The organism is Bradyrhizobium murdochi, assembly GCF_000472965.1.
GTDB classification, from domain to species: Bacteria; Pseudomonadota; Alphaproteobacteria; order Rhizobiales; family Xanthobacteraceae; genus Bradyrhizobium; species Bradyrhizobium murdochi.
The window spans coordinates 345,512-359,343 of sequence record NZ_AXAU01000002.1 but is presented as its reverse complement, the minus strand read 5'-3'; the positions used below and the strand labels follow the sequence as shown (position 1 = coordinate 359,343).

Annotated in this window: 17 protein-coding genes; 8 read left to right on the top strand and 9 right to left on the bottom strand. The window is 62.7% G+C overall.

The genetic code is table 11. The features are described 5' to 3' along the window. Positions 1-2: 2 nt before the first annotated feature. Positions 3-455, top strand: coding sequence for a PaaI family thioesterase (locus tag YUO_RS40315; RefSeq protein ID WP_051379341.1), 453 nt, complete (start codon positions 3-5; stop codon positions 453-455). Here YUO_RS40315 and YUO_RS0109100 read toward each other — a convergent pair. Together YUO_RS0109100 and YUO_RS0109095 are read right to left on the bottom strand one after the other, a co-directional pair. Continuing rightward, a complete protein-coding gene (locus YUO_RS0109100) occupies positions 424-1,710 on the bottom strand; it encodes a flavin-dependent oxidoreductase (RefSeq protein ID WP_028346960.1) in 1,287 nt (428 codons plus the stop codon). The two genes, YUO_RS40315 and YUO_RS0109100, sit on opposite strands and share 32 nt — an antisense overlap. Before the next feature lie 94 nt (positions 1,711-1,804). After that, positions 1,805-2,179 carry a nuclear transport factor 2 family protein gene (locus tag YUO_RS0109095; RefSeq protein WP_051379340.1) on the bottom strand — a complete coding sequence of 125 codons (375 nt, stop codon included), beginning with the start codon at positions 2,177-2,179 and terminating at the stop codon, positions 1,805-1,807. Positions 2,180-2,293: 114 nt separating this feature from the next. On the opposite strand from YUO_RS0109095, the gene YUO_RS0109090 reads away from it, so the two are divergent. The 3 genes from YUO_RS0109090 (at position 2,294) to YUO_RS0109080 (ending at position 4,312) form a co-directional block, all read left to right on the top strand. Then, positions 2,294-3,154: a helix-turn-helix domain-containing protein gene (locus YUO_RS0109090; RefSeq protein ID WP_051379339.1), complete on the top strand. Its 861-nt coding sequence runs from the start codon at positions 2,294-2,296 to the stop codon at positions 3,152-3,154. Next, positions 3,135-3,611: a nuclear transport factor 2 family protein gene (locus YUO_RS0109085; RefSeq protein WP_028346957.1), complete on the top strand. Its 477-nt coding sequence runs from the start codon at positions 3,135-3,137 to the stop codon at positions 3,609-3,611. The genes YUO_RS0109090 and YUO_RS0109085 overlap by 20 nt, the downstream gene beginning before the upstream one ends. Positions 3,612-3,694: 83 nt before the next feature. Then, positions 3,695-4,312 (top strand): glutathione S-transferase family protein, encoded by a 618-nt coding sequence (locus tag YUO_RS0109080; RefSeq protein ID WP_028346956.1) that lies wholly within the window; start codon positions 3,695-3,697, stop codon positions 4,310-4,312. Positions 4,313-4,516: 204 nt separating this feature from the next. Here the strand turns inward: YUO_RS0109080 and YUO_RS0109075 are convergent, their stop codons facing one another. Then, positions 4,517-5,437 carry a LysR family transcriptional regulator gene (locus tag YUO_RS0109075; RefSeq protein ID WP_028346955.1) on the bottom strand — a complete coding sequence of 307 codons (921 nt, stop codon included), beginning with the start codon at positions 5,435-5,437 and terminating at the stop codon, positions 4,517-4,519. An 89-nt stretch (positions 5,438-5,526) separates the two neighbouring features. Between YUO_RS0109075 and YUO_RS0109070 the strand changes: the two genes are divergently transcribed. Further along, entirely contained in the window at positions 5,527-5,961 is a 435-nt protein-coding gene (locus YUO_RS0109070) for a nuclear transport factor 2 family protein (protein ID WP_028346954.1), read from the top strand. A gap of 142 nt (positions 5,962-6,103) precedes the next feature. On the opposite strand, the gene YUO_RS0109065 is transcribed toward YUO_RS0109070, so the two are convergent. The 3 genes from YUO_RS0109065 to YUO_RS0109055 all read right to left on the bottom strand — a co-directional run bounded on the left by YUO_RS0109065 (position 6,104) and on the right by YUO_RS0109055 (position 8,629). Then, complete coding sequence (locus YUO_RS0109065; RefSeq protein ID WP_028346953.1) at positions 6,104-6,790, bottom strand: glutathione S-transferase family protein; 687 nt, start codon at positions 6,788-6,790, stop codon at positions 6,104-6,106. Between the two features lie 136 nt (positions 6,791-6,926). After that, entirely contained in the window at positions 6,927-7,253 is a 327-nt protein-coding gene (locus tag YUO_RS0109060; RefSeq protein WP_028346952.1) for a hypothetical protein, read from the bottom strand. A gap of 242 nt (positions 7,254-7,495) precedes the next feature. Further along, entirely contained in the window at positions 7,496-8,629 is a 1,134-nt protein-coding gene (locus YUO_RS0109055) for a site-specific DNA-methyltransferase (protein WP_028346951.1), read from the bottom strand. Positions 8,630-8,906: 277 nt separating this feature from the next. On the opposite strand from YUO_RS0109055, the gene ypfJ reads away from it, so the two are divergent. Further along, positions 8,907-9,842 carry a KPN_02809 family neutral zinc metallopeptidase gene (gene ypfJ, locus YUO_RS0109050; RefSeq protein WP_028346950.1) on the top strand — a complete coding sequence of 312 codons (936 nt, stop codon included), beginning with the start codon at positions 8,907-8,909 and terminating at the stop codon, positions 9,840-9,842. Positions 9,843-9,991: 149 nt separating this feature from the next. After that, a complete protein-coding gene (gene moaB, locus YUO_RS0109045) occupies positions 9,992-10,552 on the top strand; it encodes a molybdenum cofactor biosynthesis protein B (RefSeq protein ID WP_028346949.1) in 561 nt (186 codons plus the stop codon). Here the strand turns inward: moaB and YUO_RS46115 are convergent. The 3 genes from YUO_RS46115 to YUO_RS0109030 all read right to left on the bottom strand — a co-directional run bounded on the left by YUO_RS46115 (position 10,527) and on the right by YUO_RS0109030 (position 12,321). Continuing rightward, positions 10,527-10,682, bottom strand: coding sequence for a hypothetical protein (locus YUO_RS46115; protein ID WP_156908558.1), 156 nt, complete (start codon positions 10,680-10,682; stop codon positions 10,527-10,529). The genes moaB and YUO_RS46115 overlap by 26 nt on opposite strands. Then, the gene (locus YUO_RS0109035) at positions 10,679-11,608 is read right to left on the bottom strand and encodes a bifunctional helix-turn-helix transcriptional regulator/GNAT family N-acetyltransferase (protein ID WP_028346948.1); all 930 of its coding nucleotides are present in this window, start codon (positions 11,606-11,608) and stop codon (positions 10,679-10,681) included. Before YUO_RS0109035 ends, YUO_RS46115 begins: the two co-directional genes overlap by 4 nt. 140 nt (positions 11,609-11,748) lie before the next feature. Continuing rightward, complete coding sequence (locus YUO_RS0109030) at positions 11,749-12,321, bottom strand: glycosyltransferase family protein (protein ID WP_028346947.1); 573 nt, start codon at positions 12,319-12,321, stop codon at positions 11,749-11,751. 190 nt (positions 12,322-12,511) lie between these two features. Here YUO_RS0109030 and YUO_RS0109025 point away from each other — a divergent pair, with 190 nt between their 5' ends. Then, positions 12,512-13,672, top strand: a complete 1,161-nt coding sequence (locus YUO_RS0109025; protein WP_028346946.1) for a PA0069 family radical SAM protein — start codon at positions 12,512-12,514, stop codon at positions 13,670-13,672. Positions 13,673-13,832 lie beyond the last annotated feature (160 nt).

Here is a 13,832-nt window from a genome sequence, read left to right as displayed (position 1 = left end):
CCATGATCGCGACCGCTCTCGATAATCTCACCGCGCCGCCATCCTCCAGACTGCTCGGTTGGCGCCTGCTGGACGCGCGGCCGAAGGACGGCTGGATCCGCATCGGCTTCGACGGCAAGCGGGATTTCTGTAACCCGGCGGGCTTCGTGCAGGGCGGCATTCTCTCGGCGATGCTCGACGACACCATGGGGCCTGCGGTGTTCGCCATGACCGAAGGCAGGCTCTACACCGCAACCATCACCATGACGGTGAATTTTCTGGCGCCGGCGAGGCCAGGGCCGATCACGGGCGAGGCGAAAGTCACCCAGCTCGGCAAGACCGTCGCTTTTGTCGAGGGACGGCTGATGGCCGAGGATGGCACGCTGCTGGCGACCGCCTCGACCAGCGCGCGGCTGGTCGAGACGGCGAAGGCGATTGCCTCGGCTAGATCGCAGCCCGCGGCGCTTCCCGCATGATCTGAACAATCGGCGGCTTAGCGTTGAGGCCCTCGACCTGGAAGCCGGCAACGCGCTTGTAATTGGCGGCGATGTCCTCCAGCTCTTGCTGCGACAGCACGTCGGTGACGACACCAAAGCCATCAGGCGCGCGTTCCTCGACCATCTGCATCACCTGCTCGGGGCCGTTGCGGCGGTTGAGCGTCACGAGGTCGGTCGTGGCGGGGCGGCGCTCGGCTTCATACGCTGATAACGCGGCGCTGGTCGCGCCTTTCGCGAGGATCTCGCGGGCGATGACGCGCGCGTCCAGAATTGCCTGCGACGCACCGTTGGAGCCGATCGGGTACATCGGATGCGCGGCATCGCCCATCAGCGTGACGCGGCCGAATGTCCATTGCGGGATCGGATCGCGATCGACCAGCGGATATTCGTAGGCGTGCGGGCAGTGTTCGATCAGGCCGGGCACGTCGAGCCAGTCGAACTTCCAGTCCTTGAACCAGGGCAGAAACTCTTCGAGTTTTGCGGTGCGGTTGTAGTCCTCGCGCCGCCACTGGTAGGTCGGCGGCATGTGCCGCTCGGCCACCCAATTGATCCGGAACTTGCCGGCGCCGTCGGCCTGCTTCGAAATCGGATAGCAGACGAATTTCAGGATCTCGTGGCCGGCCATGATCATGGTGCGGCCGGACAGGAAGGCGTCGCTGTCGGTGATGCCGCGCCACAGGATGCGTCCATTCCAGATCGGCGGGCCTTCGTTGGGATAGAGCTTCTCCCGAACCGCCGAATGGATGCCGTCGGCCGCGACCAGCAGCGCGCCATCGTGAGCGCCTTTCGATTTGCCGGTCGCCTTGTCGATGAATTCGGCGCGGACGCCATTCTCCGTCTCAGACCAGCCGGAGAGGTGATGGCTGGTCAGGATGTTCTCTCTTCCCAACCGTTCGATGGCAGCATCGAGTAAAATCTGCTGCAGCGTGCCGCGATGGATCGAGAATTGCGGCCATTTGTAACCGGCCTCGATGCCGCGCGGCTCGCTCCAGATCGGCTTGCCGTGCTTGGAAAAATACGCAAGCTCCTTGGTGCGGACGGCGGCCGCGTCAAGCGCATCATGTAGGCCGAGCTCGATCAGCTCGCGCACCGCATGCGGCAGCACGTTGACGCCGACACCGAGCGGCCGCAGTTCGGGCACGCTCTCGAAAATTTTGGCTGATACGCCGATCTGATGCAGGCTGAGCGCCAGCGTCAGGCCGCCGATACCGCCGCCCGCGATGAGAACAGTCATGGTACGCCCCTGTTGCTTTCCGGGCGTCATGGCATGAGGGGCGGCAGGGGGCAACTGCGAAGGCCCGTCGGATGTCCCTCGCAGCCCCTGAGGTTTATGGCAGAGGAGGGGCCGGCCCGAAGAACCCGACGATCTTGACCAGCCGGCCATCGGGGCCAATTTCGCCGAAGTCGATTGAAATATCGCCGTAGGTTCCGTCCGCGCGCACCAGCCGCCAAAGAAAGCGAACCACGTTGTGATGGATATCGATACCGCTCATGAACTCCAGCCGCGCGCCAGGCCGGCTGGCCAGCACCTCGCCGATCTTCTCCGCCAACGCGTCGCGTCCGGCCAGCGAGACGTTCGGATCGAGATAGACGCCGCTGTCGCTCCAGCATTGCGCGAGCAGGGCGCGTCTGGCCGCATCGTCCGGCTCGTTCCATGCCGCCATATATTGCGTCAGGGTTTTCGCGATTGCGCTTTTGTCCATCAATGCTGTCCTTCAACTTCTCTCCCCATGGGGTTCACTTTGCAAGGAATTGCGGAGCTCGTCACTTACATCAGAGGTAATTGCCGTCCTGATGCGATGCTCTAGATTGTTGGCATGGGTGTTTCAGACACGAACTCGCACGAAATCCCGGCTGGACATTTCAGCCGCCTGCTGAAGCACTGGCGCAGCGTTCGCCGGCTGACCCAGATCGAACTGGCGGCGGACGCAAACGTGTCGGCCCGGCATCTATGCTTTCTGGAGACCGGCCGGTCGCAGCCGAGCCGCGAGATGGTGCAGCTACTCGGCAGCGCACTCGACCTGCCGCTGGAGGAGCGCAATGCCCTGCATGTCGCCGCGGGTTTCGTGCCGCCCTATGGCAACAAGGGGCTGGCGGCCGAAAATCTGCAGCCGGTGCGGCAGGCGCTGGATTTCATTCTCCGGCAACAGGAGCCGTATCCGGCGATCGTAATCGACGGGCACTGGGACGTTCGCATCCGCAATCAGGCTTCGGCGCGCCTGCTCAGGGTGTTTCGCGATTCATACGAGTTGGAAAACGGTCTTGCGGACAATGCCATGCATGTTGTTTTTCATCCAAAGGGCCTGCGGCAGTTCATGGTGAACTGGGACGAGTTCGCGCGGCAGTTGATCCAGATTCTGCATCGCGACGTCGCGCAAGGCAGCCGGGCCGCGGCGCAACTGCTTGATGAAATCATGGCCTATCCCGGCCTGTCGGCCGAATGGCGGCTGCCGCGTCATCCGCAGGCGGCATCACCGGTCATGACGATGCAGCTCGCCAAGGGCGAATATCGCTTGGCCTTCTTTTCCACCTTCACGACGCTGGCAATGCCGATGGACGCGGCGCTGCAGCAGATCAAGATCGAATGCTTCTTCCCGGCTGATAATGCGACCGCCGAGAAGGCGCGCCAGATGGCCCTTCAAACTCCGGGAGATCGAGATGCAACATGCCCTGCGTGATCATCAATCGGCCGCGACGATGGACGAACTGCGCGCGCTGAACGCCCGCTTCATCCATAATTTCGTCACCTGCGACGTGGCTTCGCACGACGCCATTCTTCACCCGCGTTTCATCAACATCTGGCCGACAGGCCAGCGATGGGATCGCGCGACTTATCTCAAATATTGGGCGACGGCCTTTGACCCAAAGGTGATCGTCTATTGGGACGTCCGGGATGAACTCATCACCGTGGTCGGAGACGTGGCGCTTGTGCGTTCCACCAGCAAGCACACCCGCCGCCGCGATGGCAATGAAGTGACGGGCATGACCACGTACACCGACACCTATCTGTTCGAGAACGGCGCGTGGAAATGCATCCAGGCCCAGCTCACGGCGGTGGCGCCCGAGCATTATCCCGCCGACGATACCATCGTCAGCGTCTATATTGAGGGAACGCTTCAGCCGCGACCGAGTTGAACCGCGAGCGGGTACTCCACCCACCGGGGATGGACGGCGCGGGGGCATGCCGTTAACGTCCGGCTTTCCTCATGAGGACCGCCATGTTCAAGCTCTACTACGCCCCTGGCACCTGCGCGCTCGCTTCGCATATCACGCTGGAAGAGGTTGGCGCGCCCTACAGCGCCGAACGGCTGAACTTCAAAGAGAACCAGCAGAACAGTCCGGACTATCTCAAGATCAACCCCAAGGGTCGGGTGCCCACGCTGGTGACGGACAATGGGGTGCTGACCGAGACGCCGGCGATCCTTGCGTTCATTGCGCACAGCTTTCCAGACGCGAAGCTCGTGCCGCAGGACCCCTTTGCATTCGCGCAAGTGCAGTCGATCAGCAGCTATCTCTGTTCCACGGTGCATGTCGCGCACGCGCACAAGATGCGCGGCGCCCGCTGGGCGACCGAGGAGACTTCGTTCGCCGACATGAAGCGCAAGGTACCGGAGACGATGACAGCGTGCTTTGCGCTGATCGAGCGCGACATGCTGAAGGGGCCGTGGGTGATGGGCGAGCAGTACACGATCTGCGACCCCTATCTGTATACGATCGGGCTCTGGCTGGAAGGCGACGGTGTCGATGTTGCGACGCTGCCCAAGGTGATCGCTCACCGCAAGCGGATGTCGGAGCGTCCGGCCGTGCAGAAGGTCATGGCGGAAGAGAAGGCGTAAGCTCATACGCCAGACCTCATCCTGAGGAGCGCGAAGCGCGTCTCGAAGGATGAATGGCGCCAGCGGAGCCGCATGGTTCGAGACGACGCTAAGCGTCTCCTCACCATGAGGGTTTGGTTTCGTAGGGTGGGCAAAGCGAAGCGTGCCCACCATTCATGCGAGCGGATAGATGGTGGGCACGGCGCAAGCGCGCCTTTGCCCGTCCTACGCCGCCTTTTTCGCGCGCTCCATCTCGCGGCCGATGCCGAGCATGATGTTGCGCAGCCAGATCGAGCCGGGGTCCATCTGGGCGCGGGTCGGATAGAACATGAATTGCTCGTCGATTCCGGGATCGAGCGGCGGCGCGACGGCTGAAAGCGACAGTTGCTTCGACAGCGCACCGATCAGCCGGCGCGGCACGAAGGCGACGAGATCGGTGCGCGCGGCGACGTGCAGCGCCTCGATATAGCCCGGCACGACCAGCGCGATCCGCCGCTCGATGCCTTTGGGGCGCAACCACATGTCGATCAGGTCCTCGCTCTGGCCGCGGATCACGACCGCGACATGGCGCGCGTGGAGAAAGCTTTCGATCCGCTTCAGTCGCGCGCCGGCCGGATGACCGCGCCGGACTGCAAGCGCGTCGCTGTCGGTGTAGAGACGTTGCCGATGAAATCCGGTGAAGGCGTTGCCGATCGAGATCACGAGATCGATGGTGCGAGCGAATTCGGCGGTGAAGATCGCCGGCCCGCGCCATGGTACCACGTCGATCCGGACGTTCGGCGCAGCCTTGGTAATCTTCTCCATCAGCGGCGGCATCAGAAGCTCGACCGCCAGATCCGGCATCATCAGACGAAACTGGCGCTCGCTTCGTGCGGCGTCGAATTCATCGGCGATGAACAGCGAGCGTACCTGATCGAGCGCCTGCGCCAGCGGCGCGCGCAACGCCTGTGCGCGCGGCGTCAGCTCCATGCGCGCGCCATTGCGTACCAGAAGTGGATCGCCGATCAGGTCGCGCAGCCGCTGCAGCGCGTGGCTCGCCGCCGGCTGCGACAGCCCGATCCGCATCGCCGCGCGGCTGACGCTGGTTTCCCTCAAGAGCGCGTCAAGCGCCACCAGCAGATTGAGGTCAAGCGAATTCAAATTCATGGAGTGAATATATATCATATTCTCTATTGATTGGAAGAATGCCGCGCGGCGCGCGATGATGTCGATACTGGATCAAAGGAGAAGCCGCCATGAGCGCAGCAGCGAACAAGAAATTAGTGCAGCAGGTCTACACGGATTCCGCCAACCGGAGCGGGACGACATTTCTCGACAACCTTGCCGAGGACGCAACCTGGATCGTTACCGGTCAGTATTCGTGGTCGCACGAATTTAGGGGGCGCGATGCGATCAATAACGGACTGATGGGTCATTTGCGCTCACGCCTCGCTACCGCACGCCCGCGCACGGTGGCCTTCAACTTCATCGCGGAAGGCGATTACGTTGTCGTCGAAGCGCGGGGCGACAACATCACCAAGGACGGCATCCGCTACGACAATCAATATTGCATGGTCTGGCGCATCGAGGACGGCAAGATCAAGGAGATCAAGGAATATTGCGACTCCGCGCTGGTCGAGCGTGTGCTCGGGCCGTTCCCGGCAGAGCGGAAGCTTGTTGTTGCGGTTTGAGGCTTGGAGGTACGGCGGAGCTCGGCTTGTAGGGTGGGCAGAGCGAAGCGTGCCCACCATTCTCAAGACATGCTTCAAAAAGAACGGTGGGCACGGCGCAATTGCGCCTTTGCCCACCCTACAGGTTTCGGTGCCAGCCTGCTCAAGCGGCCTTCACCGACAGATGCTTGAACATGTTGCTGCGGGCCTCGTCGTCCATCTCGGCCTTGAACTTGAAATTATCCTTCAGCGCGATCGCCTTGGCCGCTGCCGGACGTGCCGAGATCTCGTCGACCAGCCGTTTGACGTTGGGATATTTTGCGGCCGCTTCTTCGCCGAGAACGAAGGGCATCATGCGTGCCCAGCCCCACACGTCCATGTCTACGATGGTGTAGGTGTCGCCGACCATGTAGCGACGCTTGGCCAGATGGTCGTTGAGAATGCCGAAATGTCGCTGCGCCTCGAACTGGTAGCGGTTGTGGGCGTAGTCGATCTTTTCGGGCGCAAAATGCTTGAAGTGGACGGCCTGGCCGGAGAACGGTCCGACGCCGGTGGCGACGAACATCAGCCATGACAGCAGTTCACCGCGGTTGGCTGGCGTGTTCGAGGGCAGAAACTTGCCGGTCTTTTCCGCCAGATAAAGCAGGATGGCGTTGCTGTCGAACACTGTGACGCCGTCGTCGTCGATGGCGGGCACCTTGGCGTTCGGATTGATGGCGAGATATTCCGGCTTGAACTGGTCGCCCTTGCGGGTGTCGATGGCGACCGGCTGATACGCGATGCCGGCTTCCTCGAGAAAGAGCGCGACCTTGGTCGGGTTGGGCGAGCCGTTGAAATAGAACTTGAGCATTTGGAATTCTCCTCCATTGCTTCTTGCAAGGAAAACTTGGGCGGCGAGCGGCGCATTACCGCCGGGCGCCACGTCCATGCTCAAATTTTTGCGGGATGCGCAAGCGACGAGTTTGTGACCGGCCGGGGCCGGACCCTTACAATAGCGCCAGACCGCCTATGCCGGCGACGGCCAGGCCCGCACCGGCAGCGATCATAACGGATGCGAAGCGCACTTCCGAACGCAGTGCCGTTCGTTGTCCTGCGCGTTCCGATCCTCGCGCATAGCCGTGGACGATGATCTGCTCGCTGAAAGCGCCGCTGGCGTCGAGAATGTCGGTTAGACCTGCGCAGGCGACCAGAATGCCGAGGATGATCAGTCCAGCCGGACCCAGCAAGCTCAACAGCAGCATCGGAAACAGGCCGATCAGGAAGATCGGCAGCAGCGGCAGCACAATGAAGGACTCGGAGCCTCGTGTGCGCATGGGAGTAATCTCGCAATGGGAAAATGAATATAGCTTATTTATCTTCAAATAGGGGCGAAAAGGCACAACGCCACCTGCAAGCGTGGCACGGCTGCCATGCCGGCCAATCACGCTGGCTGCGCATGGTCTGGGCAAGCCGCATTTTGAGCCATGTCGGCCCGCAAACCGTACGCATGTTACGGTGCTTTGGCGCGGCCCTGCCATCGGACCGCACCCCCGGACGCGATGTGGTGAACCAGGCCTTAATCCGCCGCCATCCCGGAACGGATTTCGGCGCGCAATTCGTCGATCAGCTTGAGGCCGTTCTTGGTCTCGACATGCCAGAAGGTCCAGCCGTTGCAGGCGCCGGAGCCCTGCGCGACCGCGCCGATGCGGTGGATCGAGCCGACCTTGTCGCCGAGCATGATGGCGCCGTCGGCGCGAACCAGCGCGCCGTGGCGCTTCTTGGAATCGACCAGTTTGGTGCCGGGCGGAATCATGCCGCGCTCGATCAGTTCGGAGAACGCCACGCGCGGGGCGTCGCGCGCGGTCATGAACGGCGCTAGCGTCGCCTCGGGCAGCGGTTCGACCGCTGCGATGCGTTCTTCGGCGGCCTTCGCATAGGTCTTGTCGCGCTCGAAGCCAATGTAGCGGCGACCGAGACGCTTTGCCACGGCGCCTGTCGTGCCGGTGCCGTTGAAGGGGTCGATCACGAGATCGCCGGGTTTTGACGACGACAGCAGCACGCGCGCCAGCAACCCTTCGGGCTTCTGGGTCGGGTGCACCTTCTTGCCGTCGGCGCCCTTAAGGCGCTCTTCGCCGGTGCAAAGCGGGATCAGCCAGTCGGAACGCGCCTGCACGTCCTCATTGGCGGCCTTCAGGGCCTCATAATTGAACGTATAGCCCTTCGCCTTCTCGTCGCGCGCCGCCCAGATCATGGTCTCGTGCGCATTGGTGAAGCGGCGGCCGCGGAAATTCGGCATCGGGTTGGTCTTGCGCCAGACGATGTCGTTGAGGACCCAGAAGCCGAGGTCCTGCATGATCGCGCCGACGCGGAAAATGTTGTGGTAGGAGCCGATCACCCACAGGGTTGCCGACGGTTTCATGACGCGGCGGCAGGCGAGCAGCCAGGCGCGGGTGAAATCATCGTAAGCGGCGAAGGATGAAAACTTGTCCCAGTCGTCGTTTACGGCATCGACATGAGATTCATCGGGGCGCTTCAGATCGCCCTTGAGCTGCAGGTTGTACGGCGGATCTGCGAACACCAGATCGACCGAACCGGCCGGAAGCTTCGACATCTCGGCGACGCAATCGCCGACGACGATACGCACGCTTGAGCCAGACTCAAATTTAGTGCGGGGCGCCCTTGCAGACGCCCCGCGACGCGACACAACCATGACTCAATTACTCTGACTCAGGCGACGCTGTCGGCGACGCGGGACTAAACAACCGACTGGCGATACATTGACCGGGCAAAGTAAAAATCGACTTAACCAAGAAAGTTATCGACGCAGAATGCGAAGAGAGATCATCGGCAACATTACCAGCAGAGATTGCGGCGGCTTGCGCACTAGGCAATTTTTGCCGGGCGGGCTATTGATTAATGAAATGGAAATTTTACGTGATTGCCGCGTTGAAGATCGGGCCGACAGCCGGGGATGAGGAAATAGCGCCATGCGTTACGATGATTTCCGTCGCAGCGACGACATCGAAGACCGTCGCGACCAGGGCGGCGGCGGAACGGGCGGCGGTGGCGGCTTTGGCCTGCCGATGGGCGGCGGCGGGCTCGGCATCGGCACCATCATCGTGCTCGGCCTCGTCGGCTACGCCTTCGGCATCGATCCACGTATCCTGATCGGCGGCGCCGAAATCCTGACCGGCGGCGGTCAGGCGCCGACGTATCAAACCGATCGCCGGTCGGGACCGGCCAAGACCGGCGCGCCGAAGGATGAAGTCGGCAGCATGATCGCCGGCATTCTCGGCGAGATCGACGACCGCTGGAGCGAGATCTTCCAGTCCAGCGGCCAAAATTACACCGGTCCCCGCATCGTGCTGTTTCGCAACGCCACCAATGGCGGCCGCTGCGGCATGGCGCAGTCGGCGATGGGACCGTTCTACTGTCCGCCGGACAAGCAGATCTTCCTCGACACCAGTTTCTTCCGCGAAGTCGAGACGCGCTTCCGCGGCTGTTCGGGCAGCGCCTGCAAGTTCACGGCCGCCTACATCATCGCGCATGAAGCAGGACATCACATCCAGAACCTGCTCGGCATCCTGCCGCGCGTGCAGCGGTTGCAGCAGCAGGCCGGCAGCAAGGCGGAAGCCAATGCGCTGCAGGTCAAGGTCGAACTGCAGGCGGATTGTCTTTCCGGCGTCTGGGTCAATCGCGAAGAGAAGAAGCGTCCGGGCTTCATCGAGCCCGGCGATATCGATGCGGCACTGAAGACAGCAACCGCGATCGGCGATGACACGCTGCAGCGGCAGTCGACGGGCAGGGTGGTGCCCGACAGCTTCACCCACGGCTCGGCAGCGCAGCGCAAGCAGTGGTTCATGACCGGCTACCAGCAGGGCACGGTGCAGGCCTGCAACACGTTTGCGGCGGGAGCGTTGTAGCTTGAGCAGAAGTAATTCGTCATGGCCGGGCATAGCCGTCTGAAGGACGGCGTCGCTGTCGCTCGCCTATGCCCGGCCAAGCACGTCTTACTTCCAGGAATTGAAACGATGCCCGGGACAAGCCCAGGCATGACGAGAAAAAAGCAGTCATGTCCATCGATGAAACCAAACAATTCGTGCCGCTGAACATCGCGGTGTTGACGATCTCGGATACCCGCTCGCTGGCGGACGACAAATCCGGCGCCACGCTGGCCGACCGGCTGACGGCGGCCGGCCATCATCTTGCCGCGCGCGAGATCAGCGTCGACGACATCGATGCGATCCGCGTCGTCGTCAAGCGCTGGATCGCCGATCCTGGCGTCGATGCGATCATCACCACAGGCGGCACCGGTTTCACCGGCCGTGACGTGACGCCGGAGGCAGTCGAGCCGCTGTTCGAAAAGCGGATGGATGGTTTTTCCATCGCCTTTCACATGCTGAGCCATGCCAAGATCGGCGCGTCGACGGTGCAGAGCCGCGCCACCGCCGGCGTGGCGGGGGCGACCTTCATCTTCTGCCTGCCGGGATCGCCGGGCGCTTGCCGCGATGCATGGGACGGCATTCTTGCCGCCCAGCTCGATTACCGCACGCGCCCGTGCAATTTCGTCGAGATCATGCCGCGGCTGGATGAGCACCTGCGGCGGCCTAAAGCCCAAGGCGCTTCAGCCTGACCAGCAACGCCCATAGCGCACGCCACATGTTGTGCCAGGCCTCGACGCGCAATTGACGTGCGCGCTTGACATGGAAGTCGATCAGTTCGGGCGTGACGCGTCGCGGACGATCGCGACGCGCGGGCTTCACAGGTCCAGCTCCCAGGTTTCGCCGACAAGATCGACGCCAAAGCTATGGTGCGGCTCTTCCTTGATGCGACGGAAGCCCGCGGCCTGATAGATGCCGCGCGCGGCGACTAGGATGCTTTGGGTCCACAGCGTCATTTTCTTGTAGCCTTTCTCGCGCGCCGCGCGGACGCATTGCTCGACGAGCGCTCGGCCGACGCCGAGCCCGCGCGCCTTTCTCTCCACCAGCAACAGCCGCAGCTTTGCGACGTCATCGCCGCCCTTCACCAGAAAGATCGAGCCGACCGGCTCGCCGCCTGCTTCCGCGATCCAGCAATGCTCGCGCGAAGCATCATAGTTTTTGATGAACTGCGCGCAGATCTCGGCGACCAGCGCCTCGTAGCTGATGTCCCAGCCATACTCCTCGGCATAGGCCTTTGCCTGGCTCGAGATCACCCAGCCGATGTCGCCAGGTCGATGGCTGCGCAAGAGAAAGGCGGCCGGCTTCGCCGTCGGGCGCTCCAGCGTCTGTTCGATTGTCGTCATCGCGCGGACGACGGCGTTGCGCTGATTGTCGTCCAGCACAGCGAGCAGGCTTCCAACTTCCTCGCGCGCGCGGCGCTCGAGCTCGGCCTGGGCGGAGCGCCCCTTCGCGGTGAGCGAGAGTTCGTTGACGCGACCGTCGTCCTTTGAAGGCTTTCGCGTCACGATCTGGCGGCGCTGTAGCCCCTGCAAGGTCCGGCTCAGGAAGCCGGGATCGAGGCCGAGGTCACGGGTGAGGTCGGTGGCAGTGCAGGCCGGGCGATGCCTGATCTCGTACATGATGCGCGCTTCCTGCAGCGTGAACGGGCTGTGCAGAAGCTTCGGCTCGATGATGCCGAGCTTGCGGGTATAGAAGCGGTTGAAGGCGCGAACGGCCGCGACTTCTTGTTCGGAATTCATCTGAGACATCGGGCACCTCGATATTTGCTATTGTCAAAGATATATTTGATTTTAGCAAGTATATTTCCGGCCGCGGCATCCGGCAAAGGCGCGCCAGCGCCCGTTCTACTTTGCATGGGGTTGTTTTCGATATTTTGTGTTGGGCCGCCCTAGGCGACGACCATGATCCGGCTGCGCAACTGGGTGCGCGCCGAGCGACCAAGCTGGCGCAGCAACCGCGTCTCGGAGCGGCGGGCATCCGGCCGGTAGCCGCCAAGCCGCTCATAATGATCGCGGGCGATCAGGAGCCCCTGTTCCGCCGATGGCCCGGCGACCATGCGGGCGACGAATTTGAAGCCGTCGCGCAGCCGCGTCTCGGCATAGGGCGAGCGGGCATAGCGAAATACGCCGGCGCGCGGCCGGCCGCTGAGCGATACGTTCTGGATGAATTGCGTGGTCTCGTCGATCCAGCCGCTGTCGAGCACCGCGCCGGCGTGCAGGAACATCAGCCATGGCGAGCGCGCCGCCCGCGCCCCGGCGGCCAGCGCCGCTGCGCGCGTCCCCTCGAACTTGAGAAAGCGGCAACCGGCCACATCGGCCACCCGTTCGATCACGCCGTTGCCGGCCCTGTCGACCAGCAGCACTTCGCGGATGACGCCGGCTGCGGCTCCCGGCACGAGTGCCGCCAGCGTGGCGACGGCGGGCTGTTCTACCCCTTCGGTCGGAATGATCACGCTCAACATGAGTGCGGTTTTCGATGGCTCAAACGGTGAAAAACGCTGCACAGTTATCATCTTGTCACAATCAAAACAGCCGCTTGCGTGCAGATTTTTGCGGCATCGGGCGCTGGCTCCGTTTCCGTTGTCTGCGCTGCCGGTGAATTGTTGTCGATGATGTTCTTGATTTGTTCTCCGTGCGTGCTATGTTCGCTTCATGAGCCGAGCATCCTCTCATGCCCTCAAGCACCCGCCGGTCACGGCGCCCTCCGATCCGGCGGGTGCGACACCTTTTCCCGAGCTCGCGGTCGCCATCGAACGCCAGCGGCGGCGCGGCCGCGGCGCGCAGTCCAACGACAGCGGCCGGTTCGAAGCCGAGGCGCGAGTCGCCTTCGACGATGGCTGGCAGAGCCTGGACGACCTGCCGCCGTTCAAGACCACGGTCTCGCTGGATACCTCGCGCAAGGTCATCACCCGCAACGACTCGCCCGACATCGGTTTCGACCGCTCGATCAATCCCTACCGCGGCTGCGAGCATGGCTGCGTCTACTGCTTCGCGCGGCCGACCCACGCCTTTCTCGGCCTGTCGCCGGGACTCGATTTCGAATCCAAATTGCTCGCCAAGCCTGACGCGCCGGAATTGCTTGAGAAAGAATTGGCGGCGCCCGGTTACGAGCCGCGCATGATCGCGATCGGCACCAATACCGATCCCTATCAGCCGATCGAGCGCGAGCACAAGATCATGCGCGGCATTCTCGAGGTCCTCGATCGGGCCGGTCATCCCGTCGGCATCGTCACCAAATCGGCGCTGGTGACGCGCGACATCGATATTCTGCAGCGAATGGCAAAGCGTAATTTGGCAAAGGTCGCGATTTCCGTGACCACTCTCGACCCCAAACTCGCCCGCACGATGGAGCCGCGCGCCTCGACTCCGCCGAAGCGGCTGGAGGCGCTGCGGCAATTGTCGCAGGCCGGCATCCCCGCCACCGTGATGGTCGCACCCATTATTCCCGCGCTGAACGATTCCGAGATCGAACGCATTCTCGATGCCGCGGCTCACGCAGGCGTCAAGGAAGCGAGCTACGTGCTGCTGCGGCTGCCGCTCGAGGTGCGCGACCTCTTTCGCGAATGGCTGATGGCGAATTATCCCGACCGTTACCGTCACGTCTTCACCCTGATCCGCGACATGCGTGGCGGGCGCGACTATGACTCGCAATGGGGTACTCGGATGAAGGGCACCGGCCCGATGGCCTGGATGATCGGGCGGCGGTTCGAAATCGCCTGCGAGAAGCTCGGCCTCAACAAGCGGCGTTCGAAACTGACGACCGATCATTTCGTCAAGCCGAAGCGGAACGGACAGCAGTTGAGTTTGTTCTGATCGTCATTGCGAGCCGTCGCGCGAACACGCGCCAGATGACAGGCTCCGCGACGCAATCCATCGCGCCCAAGCAAGGAAGAATGGATTGCTTCCGCCTTAGCTCTCCGAGCTACGGCGGACACGTCGTCGCTTCCGCTTCTCGCAATGACGGATGGAGATT

Excerpts from the sequence above, each read along its gene's own strand:
- YUO_RS40315 (WP_051379341.1), top strand. The coding sequence starts at position 3 with ATGATCGCGACCGCTCTCGATAATCTCACCGCGCCGCCATCCTCCAGA.
- YUO_RS0109100 (WP_028346960.1), bottom strand. The coding sequence starts at position 1,710 with ATGACTGTTCTCATCGCGGGCGGCGGTATCGGCGGCCTGACGCTGGCG.
- YUO_RS0109095 (WP_051379340.1), bottom strand. The coding sequence starts at position 2,179 with ATGGACAAAAGCGCAATCGCGAAAACCCTGACGCAATATATGGCGGCA.
- YUO_RS0109090 (WP_051379339.1), top strand. The coding sequence starts at position 2,294 with ATGGGTGTTTCAGACACGAACTCGCACGAAATCCCGGCTGGACATTTC.
- YUO_RS0109085 (WP_028346957.1), top strand. The coding sequence starts at position 3,135 with ATGCAACATGCCCTGCGTGATCATCAATCGGCCGCGACGATGGACGAA.
- YUO_RS0109080 (WP_028346956.1), top strand. The coding sequence starts at position 3,695 with ATGTTCAAGCTCTACTACGCCCCTGGCACCTGCGCGCTCGCTTCGCAT.
- YUO_RS0109075 (WP_028346955.1), bottom strand. The coding sequence starts at position 5,437 with ATGAATTTGAATTCGCTTGACCTCAATCTGCTGGTGGCGCTTGACGCG.
- YUO_RS0109070 (WP_028346954.1), top strand. The coding sequence starts at position 5,527 with ATGAGCGCAGCAGCGAACAAGAAATTAGTGCAGCAGGTCTACACGGAT.
- YUO_RS0109065 (WP_028346953.1), bottom strand. The coding sequence starts at position 6,790 with ATGCTCAAGTTCTATTTCAACGGCTCGCCCAACCCGACCAAGGTCGCG.
- YUO_RS0109060 (WP_028346952.1), bottom strand. The coding sequence starts at position 7,253 with ATGCGCACACGAGGCTCCGAGTCCTTCATTGTGCTGCCGCTGCTGCCG.
- YUO_RS0109055 (WP_028346951.1), bottom strand. The coding sequence starts at position 8,629 with ATGGTTGTGTCGCGTCGCGGGGCGTCTGCAAGGGCGCCCCGCACTAAA.
- ypfJ (WP_028346950.1), top strand. The coding sequence starts at position 8,907 with ATGCGTTACGATGATTTCCGTCGCAGCGACGACATCGAAGACCGTCGC.
- moaB (WP_028346949.1), top strand. The coding sequence starts at position 9,992 with ATGTCCATCGATGAAACCAAACAATTCGTGCCGCTGAACATCGCGGTG.
- YUO_RS0109035 (WP_028346948.1), bottom strand. The coding sequence starts at position 11,608 with ATGTCTCAGATGAATTCCGAACAAGAAGTCGCGGCCGTTCGCGCCTTC.
- YUO_RS0109030 (WP_028346947.1), bottom strand. The coding sequence starts at position 12,321 with ATGTTGAGCGTGATCATTCCGACCGAAGGGGTAGAACAGCCCGCCGTC.
- YUO_RS0109025 (WP_028346946.1), top strand. The coding sequence starts at position 12,512 with ATGAGCCGAGCATCCTCTCATGCCCTCAAGCACCCGCCGGTCACGGCG.